The sequence below is a fragment of the Virgibacillus proomii genome, from assembly GCF_900162615.1.
Classification (GTDB): domain Bacteria; phylum Bacillota; class Bacilli; order Bacillales; family Amphibacillaceae; genus Virgibacillus; species Virgibacillus proomii.
This window is the reverse complement of sequence record NZ_FUFN01000008.1, coordinates 305,163-320,219: the sequence shown is the minus strand read 5'-3', so window position 1 is coordinate 320,219 and position 15,057 is coordinate 305,163. Positions and strand designations below refer to the sequence as shown.

Annotated in this window: 8 protein-coding genes; 6 read left to right on the top strand and 2 right to left on the bottom strand. The window is 35.9% G+C overall.

The window, feature by feature from the left end:
• Window positions 1-390 precede the first annotated feature (390 nt).
• From BN1066_RS02365 to BN1066_RS02345, 5 genes are all read left to right on the top strand, one after another.
• Window positions 391-1,233, top strand: a complete 843-nt coding sequence (locus BN1066_RS02365) for an SAM hydrolase/SAM-dependent halogenase family protein (RefSeq protein WP_077317918.1) — start codon at window positions 391-393, stop codon at window positions 1,231-1,233.
• Window positions 1,234-1,931: 698 nt separating this feature from the next.
• Complete coding sequence (locus tag BN1066_RS02360) at window positions 1,932-4,136, top strand: YhgE/Pip domain-containing protein (RefSeq protein WP_179104267.1); 2,205 nt, start codon at window positions 1,932-1,934, stop codon at window positions 4,134-4,136.
• Window positions 4,137-4,481: 345 nt separating this feature from the next.
• A complete protein-coding gene (locus BN1066_RS02355; RefSeq protein ID WP_077317917.1) occupies window positions 4,482-5,438 on the top strand; it encodes an alpha/beta hydrolase in 957 nt (318 codons plus the stop codon).
• A gap of 645 nt (window positions 5,439-6,083) precedes the next feature.
• The gene (locus BN1066_RS02350) at window positions 6,084-7,178 is read left to right on the top strand and encodes a carbamoyl phosphate synthase small subunit (protein WP_077317916.1); all 1,095 of its coding nucleotides are present in this window, start codon (window positions 6,084-6,086) and stop codon (window positions 7,176-7,178) included.
• Window positions 7,159-10,407, top strand: a complete 3,249-nt coding sequence (locus tag BN1066_RS02345) for a carbamoyl-phosphate synthase (glutamine-hydrolyzing) large subunit (RefSeq protein ID WP_077317915.1) — start codon at window positions 7,159-7,161, stop codon at window positions 10,405-10,407. Before BN1066_RS02350 ends, BN1066_RS02345 begins: the two co-directional genes overlap by 20 nt.
• A 162-nt stretch (window positions 10,408-10,569) precedes the next feature.
• Here BN1066_RS02345 and BN1066_RS02340 read toward each other — a convergent pair whose 3' ends face one another.
• A complete protein-coding gene (locus BN1066_RS02340) occupies window positions 10,570-12,573 on the bottom strand; it encodes a S9 family peptidase (protein ID WP_077317914.1) in 2,004 nt (667 codons plus the stop codon).
• Window positions 12,574-13,149: 576 nt separating this feature from the next.
• Here BN1066_RS02340 and BN1066_RS02335 point away from each other — a divergent pair.
• The gene (locus BN1066_RS02335; RefSeq protein WP_179104266.1) at window positions 13,150-13,581 is read left to right on the top strand and encodes a universal stress protein; all 432 of its coding nucleotides are present in this window, start codon (window positions 13,150-13,152) and stop codon (window positions 13,579-13,581) included.
• 547 nt (window positions 13,582-14,128) lie between these two features.
• On the opposite strand, the gene dat is transcribed toward BN1066_RS02335, so the two are convergent.
• Window positions 14,129-15,004, bottom strand: coding sequence for a D-amino-acid transaminase (gene dat / locus BN1066_RS02330; protein WP_077317912.1), 876 nt, complete (start codon window positions 15,002-15,004; stop codon window positions 14,129-14,131).
• Window positions 15,005-15,057: the final 53 nt, after the last annotated feature.

The following is a 15,057-nucleotide window of genomic DNA, read 5'->3' as shown; positions in this document are numbered from 1 at the left end:
TCCAGCGCCTAGTACCTCATGGTCGCTTCCTTTCTCCCTATGGCGTGGGCATCCTCTTATCGGGGTTTCAGCGCGCTTGTCGGGCTGACCGAGGCGAACCTAGATTTTGTACTTTGGAAATTAGTTAGAGTTAAAAAAGTTTCAAGTTTTGAATAAAAAGGTAATACTGACTTTAAAAGCTAATTTCTAATGAAAAGAGAAGCCGAACTGCATACGCTGCTCCATTCAAAACTATTCGGTATGAACTTGACTCATAGTATGTACTAGTGGTGTTGCAGCAGACAAGAAACACCACCTTTGTTCCATTTTGAGGGAATAAGCCCCGTTGAATGGAGTTTCACTTTATAAGGATTCAAGATTTTGATAGAAATATAATTTGGAGGGATAGAAATGATGAAACATTTAGTGTTGCAAACAGATTTTGGATTAAGTGATGGTGCGGTTAGTGCTATGTATGGTGTTGCCAATTCAGTGAATCCAAGCATTCGAATCTTTGACTTAACCCACGATATATCCCCGTATAATATTTGGGAAGCCTCCTATCGATTGTATCAAACAGTTCCATATTGGCCTGAGAAAACGGTATTCGTATCAGTTGTAGATCCAGGTGTTGGAACAGACAGATGGAGTGTCGCCGTAAAAACGAATGAAAATCAATATATTGTAACACCAAATAATGGAACACTTACTCATGTGAAAGCACATATTGGATTAAAAGAAGCGCGGATAATTGATGAAAAAATAAATCGTTTGCCTTGTTCAGGAGAGTCCCATACGTTTCATGGGCGTGATGTATATGCATATACCGCTGCAAGACTTGCATCTGATGTGATCTCTTATGAAGAAGTAGGGCCGAAAGTGAATGTGGATCATATCGTTTGTTTAACAAAAGAAACTGCTAGAAATAATCATGGAATAATTGAAGGATGTATTGATATATTAGATGTACGATTTGGAAATTTGTGGACGAATATTGATCGCAGTTTATTTAAAGAAGCAGGATTCCGCTATGGAGATACATTACAAGTGACGATTGCTCACCATGATAAAGATGTGTATAAAAATAAAATGCTATTTGCACGTTCTTTCGCCAAAACTCATTTAGGAGAACCATTGATGTATGTAAACTCTTTGGATAAATTGGCTGTTGCATTAAATCAAGGGTCATTTGCTAAAGCCTACCATATTGGTACAGGGACAAGCTGGAAAATAACGATTCAAAAAGTTGATTAAGTTTTTATTTATGTATAAAAGAAAAGGGGCTATATTTACCAGCAAATCCACTCCATTTAGTATAAGTTATGTACAATTTCTTTTAATTTATTAATGGGGGTTGTAATGATTAGTGTCGGAATACACTTAATGGAAAGACGACATATTTAAGTATGTCTAAAGAATAAATGATAGAGACAGGAGAAAAAAGGGCTTATTTAAAGCGCTTTTTTCATACTATAGGAAAGTATAAAGTTTTAAGGTTTATAATATAAGAAAAACTACAGCTTTCGCTAAAGACTTGGCGACAAGCCAATTTTTTCTAATGTTAAGGTGCAGCAAAAAAGGCTTGAGCTGGTAGAGTTTTCTCTTTCATGAAATGAATATTTTACTATATAAAAAGGGGAAAATCTTGGTAAGAATGATACATCCAAAAATTCGCCGTACTTTAGAGAATGACTAAAGGACGCCTGAATTACATAATAATATCTGTATTTTTAGAATCATATTTATTAAACAATTGATGTTTAATTAGGATAATTTCTGGCTATATAACATTTGTTTGTTGCTATTCACTATTCGTATGAAAATTGTAAATTACCTTACTTTTGCTCTTGACTGGCTTTAATTGCTTAACGTTGTTATAATCCATTATATTAGTTTTTTTAAGCAAAAAAATGAACGAGTATTCATTTATGGCAGAAGGTTGAGTGACACACATGAAAAACATATGGCGAATTTTTTCTACAGATATTAAAAATCTAAGTAAAAACTGGGTTGCTGCAATTATCATCGGAGGGTTAATTGTTCTCCCATCTTTTTACGCTTGGTTTAATATTAAGGCTTCCTGGGATCCGTATGGTAAAACCGATCAACTTCCTATTGGCGTAGTGAATGAAGATAAAGGTGCGACTGTTCGTGGTGAGGAAATTCATGTTGGAGATGAATTAGTAAAGACATTGAAAGAAAATAAGTCAATGGATTGGAAGTTTACCGATCGGAAAGCAGCCTTAGACGAATTAGAGTATGGAAATTACTTCGCTGTTATCATCATTCCAGAAAATTTTTCGAAAAGACTAGGAACGGTGATAGATGATCACCCCAAAAAAGCGAATGTCGAGTATTACGTAAATGAAAAAACAAATGCAATTGCACCAAAGATTACGCAAAAAGGCGCCTCCGTCATTGTTGAAAAAATTAGTAGTAGTTTTACTTCTACTGTAAACGGGGTTATTTTTGACATATTTAATGATTTAGGTATTGAATTAGAAAAAGATTTACCTGATATACAGCGATTTGAAAACTATGTGTTTGAAATGGAAAAAAATTTACCGGAAATTAATGATCTTTTGAATCAATCATTATCCGATGCCGATCGTGCACAGGGTATGATCGATAAAGCCCAAGACCTTATCCCTGATGCAAAAGATGTTACAAATAACGGGTTAACTACGATCGATAATACTACAGAATTTTTAAATAAGGCAGAGAATCGCTTAGATAAGATGGCTCCAAAGATTGAACAGGATTTGCAACGAGTGCAGGAAATTGCTAAGAAGACTAATTCGTTTATTAAAGATATTCAAAACTTGGATCTTGATTTTGGTAATAGTAAAGAGCTAACAGATCAAATAAATCAAGGTATTAATGAAGGAATCAACAAAATAGAGACGGTTCAGCAAGCATTAGAACAATTAAAGAAACAAACAGAGAATACTCAGGACAAAGATTCAAACAATAATCAATCCATAAACAGTCAAGAGATAAATCAACAGAAAATAGACCAAGCGCTAGAACGGTTAACCATGATTAAAGACGAATTAGCAAGTATCAAACAGAAAAATAGTGAAGTTGTTGAGTTTATCAATAATAAAGAAACAGAAGTATCAGCAGTAATTGGTGACCTACAACAACTATCAGAAAATACGTCGACGAATATCGATGCATTTTTAAAAGAATATAAAGAAACAATTGAGCCGACAGTGATGAATGAAATTAATCGTGCACAAGCAACATTGTCTAAAGCACGGAATATTTTAGTTGATATCCAAGGGATGATACCAGAAATTGAAAGTATTTTAGGTAATACAGAAAAGAATTTAGGAAAAGGCAAAGATGTTATTAAGTATGTATTAGGTGAATTCCCTTATGTTAATAGTAAAGTAAATGAACTCGCAGATAGAATTCGCAGTATTAAAGGGGAAGTAGATATTAATGAGATTATAAAACTGCTGCAAAATGATCCGAATGCAGAAAGAAGCTTCTTTGAAGAGCCTGTTAAACTGAACGAAAATAAAATTTTTCCAATTGAAAACTATGGAACAGGGATGACGCCGTTCTATACTGTTTTAGCTATTTGGGTAGGGGGACTTCTACTAATTTCCCTCTTGGCAACAGATGTGCATGATAAAGTAGATTATACCGGAAGACAAATGTATTTTGGCCGAATGTATACATTTATGACAATTGGTATATTGCAGACTATAATTGTGACAATTGGTGATCTTATTATATTGAAGGTAAATGCAGCTCATCCATATTGGTTCCTCGTATTTGGATTATTAATTAGCATCATATTTATGTTAATTATCTATACAACTGTATCTGTGTTTGGTGATGTTGGTAAGGCAATCGTCATTGTATTCTTAGTGCTGCAAATAGCTGGTTCTGGAGGAACATATCCAGTTGTATTATTACCGGAGTTTTTCCAATTCATCAATCCTTTTCTTCCGTTTACGTATGCCATTGATTTAATGCGGGAATCGATTGGTGGAATTGTTTGGGAACGAGCGCTAAAGGATATTTTCTACCTTTCTCTGTTTGGTGGAGGCGCGATTGTTATTGGTGCATTTTTAAAACCAGTCATTTTCAGGCATATAATTAAGTTAAAGAAAAAATCGGAAGAATCCGGGTTGTTTCATTAGTCAAGTTCTAGTCGCTGTAAAACCCCTATTTAAACGGTTTATATTATCGTTTAAATAGGGGTTTTTATATAGGAAGGGGATATCAAGCTATTCATTGTTATATATGTAAAATGTCATCACTATAAGTAAAAAAACAATCTACAGTTGGGTAGAAACAAATCGACCTAAACCTATAAAGGTAAGTTTTTTTATAGTATAAAGGTTTAAATATTCTAATTTAAAGTTGTTAAAAGCTGTATGTCAATAGTATAGGATTGTCAACAAGTACCAATGGAATGCTAGTTTCATACAAGCCTTTTTACCTATATAATAAAGAGATAAGGTGAAAAAAGGTGGGAAGTCGGTTTGAAGAAAAAGTGGATTCGAATAGGAATAGGTTTCATTGTGATTTTATTAGTAATTGATATAATTGTTAGTTTTTATTTTTATCGTTTAGCTATTGCCCGTAATGAAAAAGATTTCCTTCAAGGAAATAATGATCTTGAAGTTTCTGCCGAAGCATTGGATGAAATGCTTGAAGGGGATTGGAGAGATTGGGTGCGAAATCAGAATTTTACTAGATGGGAAATAATGTCTTTTGATGGTCTCCAATTACAAGGTTATTATTTAAAGGCAAAAAAGGAAACTAACAAAACGGTTATTTTTGCGCATGGATACTTGGGAAGAGCTACGGATATGGGCATGTTTGGGCAATATTATTATGAAAATTTAGGCTATAATGTGTTTACGGCTGATTTAAGAGGACATGGCGAAAGTGAAGGAGATTATATTGGATTTGGCTGGCATGATCGTAAGGATTATGTCGATTGGATTAATAAAGTAATTAAAGAGCAAGGCGAAAATACTGAAATTGTTTTACACGGTGTTTCCATGGGAGCAGCAGCGGTTTTAATGACAAGTGGTGAGAAGCTTCCTGATAATGTAAAAGCGATTGTAGCAGATAGTCCCTACACTAGTGTATACGATATGTTCGATTATCAAATGGAACGGATGTTTCACTTGCCTGCGTTTCCTCTTTTACCAAGTACCAGCATTGTTTCTAAAATTCGTGCAGGGTATGGTTTGCAGGAAGCATCAGCCGTTAAACAAGTGGAAAAAGCAAAGGTGCCTATATTGTATATTCATGGCAATGCCGATACATTTGTGCCAACACGAATGAGTAAGGAATTATATGAACATACGAACAGTCCGAAAGAAATCGTTACTTTTGACGGAGCAGGTCATGGCGAAGCTTTTGTAACACATAAAGACGAGTACATCAAGCGGTTAAATCAATTTTTAAACCAATATATATCACAATAAAGTGAAAATTCATTTCATCCTTACTGATAAAAATATGCAATTGCTTCGGTTTGTGACGTACAAACTGAAGAACTTCTGACAAGATAAAGAATGAACATATTCAAAAGAATTCTTACTTGTCCTGAACCGCGATGTTTATTCAAGAAGCTTACCTTGTCCTTGAAAAGAAAAGCACTTTTCTGCGTGCGATGTTTATTCAAGAAGCTTACCTTGTCCTGTTGTGCTGGATGAATTGGCTAACTTAGATACGGGCTAAAGGCGAGTTTTTACTTTGCGTCATGATAGGAAAGAGGTAAATTAATATATGTCTTTCATGACGCATATAGATAATGTTCACGGTACATCACTATTTAGCGATGTGCCTTTTCTTAATTTAATTTAAAAATGCATATAGCGAAAATTATTTTTTTACAGCATGAAGGTAATGAATTGTTTCAAATGCTGATAAATGAATAAGCTACTCAAATTCAAATGATAACAAAAAATAGATGTTAAGCAATTATCATAGCCACTTGACTAATAATTACATAAAGCAGTTATAAAATGTATAAATATTAATTAAAATTTATAAATATACTTGAATATGTTGTGAAGTATTACTATAATAATGAATAATTACAATCCGAATCGAAGAGGTGGAGGAGAATGACTAAGGGGCAACTGGTGTTAGAAACAGGAGAAGTATTCACAGGAGATTGGCTGGGTTATGAAAGTGAAGTAACTGGTGAAGTTGTTTTTAATACAAGCATGACGGGTTACCAAGAAATATTTACAGACCCTTCATATGCTGGACAAATCATTACTTTGACATATCCAATTGTAGGGAACTACGGGATGAATTCCATTAATATAGAAAGTGATCGTCTGCAAATTGCAGGTGTTATTATCAATGATCTATGTGATAAACCCAGTCATTTTCAAGCAAAAACAACGTTATCTGAAGAGTTGAAGCAGAATCGTATTCCAGGTTTAAAAAATGTAGATACACGAGCACTTGTTGCTGTGATAAGAAAGCGACGAACGGTAAAAGGGAGAATTGTATTGGAAAAAGCCTTTCCAGATTATAAATATTCATTTTCGATACCTAATACGAAACATCTAGTACAAAAAGTAAGTGTTAAGCAGCCAATTCAACTCGGAAAGGGAGATTGTCATATTGTTGTCTTAGATTTTGGTTATAAAAAATCTATTGTAGAGGGACTATTAAACCATCATTGTAAAGTAACGATTATGCCTTTTAGTGAAAAATCTGCATCGATTCAAGCGCTAAATCCAGATGGAATTATTATTAGTAACGGTCCTGGCAATCCGAAAGAATTACAGCTATACTTTCCAGTTGTAAAAAAATTAACGGAAAACTATCCAACACTAGGAATTTGTTTGGGCCATCAACTAATTGCTTTAGCGTATGGAGCAGATACAGAAAAGCTGCCATTTGGACATCGCGGTTCCAATCATCCGGTAAAAGATTTACTAACGGGAAAGGTGAAAATAACATCGCAGAATCATGGCTATGTAGTAAGAAAAGACAGTATCGATCCTACGATATTTCTACCGCTTTTTCAACATGTTAATGATGGAACGATTGAAGGAATGAAGCACCATTTTTTACCGATTACCACAGTCCAATTTCACCCAGAGTCTCATCCCGGTCCGAGTGATACGGCATATATCATGACAGAGTTTATGGAACAGGTAAGACATCTGGGAGGAATCACTTATGCGCAAAGCATTAAATAAAGTACTTGTTATTGGCTCGGGACCAATAGTAATTGGCCAAGCAGCGGAATTTGATTATGCTGGTACGCAAGCCTGTCTAGCTCTAAAAGAGGAAGGGATTGAAGTTATTTTAGTTAACAACAACCCGGCAACGATGATGACTGATAAGCATATTGCCGATAGAGTATATATGGAGCCATTGACTGTAGAAAGCGTCGAGGCAATTATAGCTCGTGAACAGCCTGATGGTTTAATTGGTACTTTGGGGGGGCAAACAGGATTAAATTTAACCATTGCTCTTTACAAGAGGGGAATACTTGAAAAACATCAAGTAAAGGTGTTGGGGTCTTCCGTAGATTCGATTCAAAAAGGAGAAAATAGAGAGCAATTTCGGCAGTTAATGCATGATATAAACGAGCCTGTTTGCCAATCAAAGATTGTCAAAACAATAGATGCAGGACTCTCATTTGCAAAGCAAATCGGATTTCCTGTCATATTACGTCCAGCATATACATTAGGCGGAGAAGGTGGAGGGTTTGCTGATAATGCAGCAGAGCTTTTAGAGCAGCTACCATCGGCTTTAGAGTTAAGTCCTATCCATCAAGTGCTTGTGGAAAAAAGTATTAAAGGCTGGAAAGAGATAGAATATGAAGTGATGCGAGATGAAAATGATACGTGCATCATTATTTGCAATATGGAGAATATGGATCCAGTTGGAGTTCATACAGGAGATTCTATGGTGACTGCTCCTTCACAGACTTTATCTGATACACAATATCAAATGCTTCGTTCTGCATCATTAAAGGTCATTCGAGCTTTAAAAGTTGTTGGCGCATGTAATATTCAGTTTGCTTTGGATCCAAATTCGAATCATTATTATATCATTGAAGTTAATCCGCGTGTCAGCCGTTCGTCTGCGCTTGCCTCAAAAGCGACAGGCTATCCCATTGCTCGGATTGCTACGAAATGCGCTATTGGTTATCACTTAGATGAAATTGCAAATCCGATCACTGGAAATACGTATGCGTCATTTGAGCCGGCGCTTGATTATATCACTGTCAAACTGCCACGATTTGCTTTCGATAAATTTACGGAAGCAGATCGTACATTGGGAACACAGATGAAGGCAACCGGAGAAGTAATGGCGATTGATCGCACATTTGAAGGTGCGCTGCAAAAAGCAATTCGCTCCTTGGAAATGGACGTTGACAGTTTACATTTATCAAGGATAAAGAAAAAATCTGATGCGGAATTACAATGTTTGATACAAGAGCCGAATGATTTATGGCTGTTTGCAATTGCTGAAGCTATGATGCGCGGTAAAAGTATAAAAGATTTACATGCCATTACTCAAATCGATATTTGGTTTTTAACAAAAATAGAGCGAATTTTAGCTTTAGAAAATGAATTAAAAAAACATTCTATTTTACGTATATCTAAGTCTTTACTGTTACAAGCGAAGCGATTTAATTTAAGTGATAGACACCTTGCTAAGCTGATGAACACAAAGCCTGAATTGGTAAGAAAACGATTGAACGATTTGCAAATAAAACCAGCATATAAACTGGTCGATACATGTGCTGGAGAATTCAACGCGATTACCCCATACTACTATTCTACTTGGCATGGACGTGATGAAGTAAAAGTTGGAAATAATTGCAAGAAAATAGTAATACTTGGATCTGGGCCAATTCGAATCGGGCAAGGGGTAGAATTTGATTACTGCTCTGTCCATGCTGTGTTAGCGGTGAAAAAACTCGGTTATGAAGCCATTGTGATTAATAATAACCCAGAAACGGTAAGCACCGATTATTCTGTTGCAGATAAACTCTATTTTGAGCCACTTGAATTTGAGGACGTCCTGCGCGTAATTGAAAAAGAAAAAGTAGACGGTGTGCTTGTTCAGTTTGGGGGACAAACGGCGATTAATTTAGCAAACGAATTAGAAGAAGCAGGCGTTCCTATATTAGGAACAGCTCCCAAGCATATTGATCAAATGGAGGACCGGGAGCAATTTTATCAACTATTAGACGAATGGTCCATTTTGCATATGAAAGGCAGTATCGTACAAAACGAACAGCAGTTAACGGAGTCAACAAAAGAACTCGGATTTCCTGTATTAATTCGCCCATCGTATGTGATTGGCGGACAGTCGATGTTTATTTGCTATAATCATGCTGAATTAGAGCAGTATATTAATAGAATTAAAGAAGATACAAATGACCGCTGTTGGCCATTGTTAATCGATCCCTACCTTCCGGGAAAAGAGTGTGAAGTTGATGTTATTAGTGATGGCAAAGATATTATTATTCCAGGCATCGTAGAACATGTAGAAAGAGCAGGAGTCCATTCTGGTGACAGTTTAGCAGTATTTCCACCACTGTCACTCCTTCCATCGGAAAAACAGCAAATTACTGCTATTACTCGAAAAATTGCCCAAATGGTACCAATTATCGGTATGATGAATATTCAATTCATCCTCCATGCTGGCAAAGTTTATGTATTAGAGGTCAATCCGCGTTCTTCTCGAACCGTGCCTATCTTGAGTAAAGTAACCGATACTCCTATGGTAGAATGGGCTGTACAGGTACAGTTAGGGAAGAGGTTAACAGATCTAGCTGATCAATTAGGTTTATGTATGGAGCCGCCTTTTATAACGGTAAAATCACCAGTATTTTCAGCGGCCAAGCTAAAGGGAGTTGATCATTTATTGGGGCCGGAGATGAAATCTACAGGAGAAATTATTGCTATATCCAAAAATAAACAACAGGCCTTTAGCAAATTGTTCCCGCTTTATGTTAATCAATTTCTGGATAAACAAGCACCAACTATCTTCGTATCTATAGCAGATCGAATGAAAACACATAGCCTTAAAACGATCCAGGCATGTATTCAGGCAGGCGCTTCCCTATTGGCTACAGAAGGGACTGCAGTTTATTTACAGGAACATGGGCTACCTGTTACGGTCATAAAAAAACAACGGAATGAGTTGGAAAAGTTACGAAATGGAAAGAAACCTGACCTTATTTTAAATCTTCCTAATCAGGGCAGAGAACCAAATAAGTTTGGTTTTTATCTGAGGGAGTGGGCTACTCGTCACCAGATTCCTTGTTTTACAAGTTTGGAAACATTTGAATGGCTCGTACTTCAAAATAGAAACCAAGTATCGCCAAAAACGAAAGTAGTCGCATTACAAGACTATCATGCCGCTTGTCGAAAAGAAAAGCCAACAAGTTCACGGATAAAATGATTAAATCTGGTTAACACTCAAAAAGCTGATGCTAAGAAACATCAGCTTTTTGAATGTATAAAATAGTGTTTATGGTTTTTGAGTTCATACTATCCTGTTAGATACATACTAAGTAAAATAGGAAGAATCCATTTTTAACAAGAATTTTGGTATAGTTTTTTATTAGAGATGTTTTTCAAACCATCTGCAAATATGATTCAAACGCTCCATACGAATATCCGGTTTTCCGCTGCGGCTAAGCTCATGATTAGCCTTAGGGAAGCGAATAAATTCTACTTCTTTCTTTAAATGCTTTAACGTGACAAAAAGTTGTTCGCCTTGCTCAATAGGACAGCGGTAATCTAATTCACCGTGTAAAATTAGTAATGGCGTTTCTACTTTTTCTGCATATTTTAATGGAGAAAATTCCCAAAGCTTAGCAGGATCATCTAATAAATTTACTCCATGCTCCCACTCTGTAAAAAAGTAGCCAATGTCACTTACTCCATAAAAGCTGAGCCAATTAGAAATAGAACGTTGTGTAACAGCTGCTTTGAAACGATTGGTATGACCAATAATCCAATTTGTCATAAAGCCCCCGTAACTGCCACCAGTAACACCAAGACGTTGATCATCGATAAAACTATACTTTTTAATAGCATAATCTACAGTTGCCATTAAGTCCCGATAATCACCACCTCCGTAATCTTCGCGACATGCATTAACAAACTTTTGTCCATATCCGTGGCTACCTCGTGGATTTGTGTATAACACGACAAACCCTTTTGCTGCTAACAGCTGCATTTCAAAGAAAAAAGTTTGACCATACATGGCATGCGGGCCACCATGAATTTCTAAAATTGTCGGATATTTTTTTCCTTCTGTAAATCCGTAAGGACGTAATACCCAGCCTTGAACTGTCCAATCGTCTTCTGTGTTTACATTAAATACTTCTGGTTCTTGCAATGCAACTTCATCCAGTAATGCTTTATTACTATTAGTAAGAAGAATAAGAGTTCCATCCTCTTTTAATAAATAAAAATCACATGGAGCAGTTGGGGTGCTTATGCCGAGAATAAATGATTTTGTTGAACCATCATATGCAAAACCAAAGACGTGATTATCATTTTTATAAAGAACTTGACGCTCTCCCTCTAAGGAAACTTGGTGAAGTTCGGTAGCTCCTTCGCTCGTTGCAATAAAAAAAATACATGTGCTATCTTCGTTCCACACAGGGCCTGATTCTGATTCTCCAAGGCGAGTGTCCCCAATCATGGAATCGCCAAGCTCAATATCCCAATCTTTACTTAGCCTGTTTCTTTTCGCTGTTTCATAATCAAATACATACAATTCCGTAAGAGAAGCCCCTTTATAAGCAAACTCGTGGCCAAACGAAGCGATCTTCGTTCCGTCTGGGGAAAACGACGCCTTGTAATAAGTCCCTTCACCATTTGTTAGTTTCTTTTTTTGCTCTGTTCGAATATGGAGACAGTATAGGTCATTGGTTAGTTCGTAGTCAGTATCATCATTCAAGTTAGCAGTAAATAATATAGCGTTGCCGTCCGGTGATATATCTTGAAATTCATGGTCTTTATCATTGTTAGTTAATTGTTTCAATGTTCCTTCATCCACATTCATCATAATGATTTGCTTTCTTGTATGATCATGAAGTCCCCTTGCATCAGACTTATAATCTAAACGATTAACAATCATCGGTTTTTGTTGTTCGGCTGCTTGTTCCTCTTTTTTTTCTTCTTTTGTAGGCTCTTTTTGTTGTTGTATATCGTCATCATGCGTTAAATAAGCCGAGAAGAAAATATGTTTTCCGTTTGGGGACCAAACGGGGTTAGTTGCACCACGGTGAAAAGTAGTTAATTGTTTTGGTTCACCGCCATCCATATGAATTAACCAAATTTGGGAAAGGCCACTTCTTGTTGATTGAAACACAGCTCTTTTACCATCTGGGGAAAAGCGCAGTTGACTATTTTTGCTGGCATGGAATGTCCATGGATTTGCTTCTTTCTCATTTAGCTTTTGGAAAAAAAGGTGAGATTCGTATTCTTTTTCCTCATTGATTGTAGTAGATGTAAACGTAAATGCTGTACCATCTGGGGTGAACTGCGGATCACTAAACACTTCTAATCTAGTAATATCGGTAGTAGTAAGAGCGCGTTTGAAACTTCTCATTATTTTCCTCCTCTTTATTAAAAAAGATTTACTTTTTGATAGTTTAAACTAATTCGAAACCCGAATCAATTGGAATAGAGGAAAAAATAACTTTTTTATCCTGCATGTAAGGTGCCGTAAGACTCCCACTTCAAAATCTTGAGTTGATACAAAAGGTCTAAGTGGGACAAAACGGCACCTAAATGCCCGATTCGTTCAAGGGGCTTTAGGTCATACCCTTGTGGCACTAACATTCAGTAGGAGATGGAAGAAAACTCCTACTAGCTTTTGTTCTTTTATGAAGTTAATTGAATTCAAATGGGGAAAAGGAAGAAAAAATATTTAAAATCTAAAACAGTTCTATCCATAAATCGTAAAAATTCGTTGAGAGCTCCATATGTATCTCTAATTATTTTATTATGAGACGTCATCATCTGAAATTTGATGTAGATGAATGTTCAATTTTAATAACAGAAAAATTTTCTTATCTTTTTAAAAAAGAATTATCTATGACGTTTTCACAAATGTTATAGAGCGCTTTCATTAATATGCTATGATAGTTTTAAGATGTACAAAGCTGATAAGGGGAAAGCTATTATGAGTGAAAATATTCTAGTAGCCTATGATGGGTCAGAATTAAGTAAAAAAGCAATGGAAGAAGCAAAAAAACAAGCAAAATTTTCAAATGCAAATGTACATGCAGTGACGGTAGTTACTCATGCTGGTCCGACTACTAATGCAATACTTGCACGAAGTTTTATGAGCGACATGGCTGAAGACCTACGCCCTATTATGGAACGAATTCAACAGGATTTTGTTAAAGAAAGAATCAACTGTATAGCAGAAGTATTAGTAGATTATTCATTCCGTAATCCAAGTGTCCAACTTCTCGAATATGCAAATGAAAATAAGATTGATTTAATTATCTTGGGCAGTCGCGGGCTAGGAAATGTAGGAAGATTTTTTCTTGGAAGTGTAAGTAATCAAATTGTTCAACGTGCGGAATGTCGAGTGTTAATTGTTAAATAAACGGAAAATATGTACAATAAACTGCCTCTAGCAAATAGGTATGGAATTGTAACTGTCCTGAGCTAGCCTAGTTAGTGAAAAAACTGGAGTGTTGGTAGAGTAGTATAATATAGCTTTACCAACTAAGAATCGTGTCAGAATAACGAATGAATCTAACAATTTGAAAAGTTAATGTTGTCTAGGAAACAATATTTGGTTTTTACAGTATGGATATTTATTTGAAATTAGCATCGTCTAGCATAGGAGTTCAAGCATGATAAAACTTAGATAAGAAGGATGGTTCGCCGTCCAAAGGCATATGTAAAGTAGTAATAAGATGAAAAAATACGAAGTCTCATCATGATGAAAGACTTCGTATTATGTTAAGAGGATGAAGGTATGTTGGGAATATTAACTAAAAAAGAAAAATCGAAATAACGTATCGAATTTCAAAGGTGACACAATAGAAATTTTAATCCCGCTTTTAGAGTTTAGAAAAGGCAAGCTTCAACAGCACACTTCGCGTTTTTTTCAGGGATGTTGTGGCGTTTAGCTTGCCTTGGTTTTTCTATGTGCTAGAAGCAATTTTGTTGTCAATAATTTCTGCATCTTTTTCGTATGCTTGCTGCAACTTACGGGTAATTGGACCAGGGATACCATCTTTTATCTGTTTACCATCCACACTTACAATCGGCATTACCTCAGACGTACTACTAGATAAGAATACTTCATCTGCATCATAAATATTTTCTTTATGAAAACCTTCTTCAAAAAATGGAATAGAAAGAGATTTGGCAAACGCTTCTACTCGTAATCGTACACAGCCGTGCAAAATACGATTTGTAGCAGGATGGGTATGGATTTCTCCATCTTTAACAAGATAAATATTTGATGAACTACATTCAGTAACAAGCTCCCCGCGATGCAAAATTGCTTCGTAGCAACCTTGCTCTCTTGCTTCTTGCTTAGCAAGTACATTTGGTAATAAGTTTAAACTTTTAATATAACAGTTTTCCCACCGTACATCTGGTGTTGTAATTGCTGAAACACCGTGCTTAAGCTTATCTAATTGACGTGGCAAGTCTTGAACATAGGCATACATATTTGCAGGAACGTCTTTTGGGAATACATGATCACGTGGAGCAGATCCTCTCGTCGCTTGTAGATATACTTTTCCATCTTTTACCATGTTGTTTTTTTCTAATAATTTCAATAATAATTGAGTTAATTCTTCCTTCGATATAGCCAAATCGATTTTAATTGCTTTTGCGGAACGAAATAGCCGATCGAGATGTTCTGCTAGAAGATAATATTTTCCCTCGTATATACGGATGACTTCATAAATTCCGTCGCCAAACTGAAGCCCGCGTTCTTCAAACGGATATCGCAGGCTGTCTTGATGTGTAAACTTCTGTTGTGCAATTACAATTGGATATACAGCCATTCTTTTTCTCCTCCCTAAAACTTATGACTATTCTATAACTTCTTTATTAGATT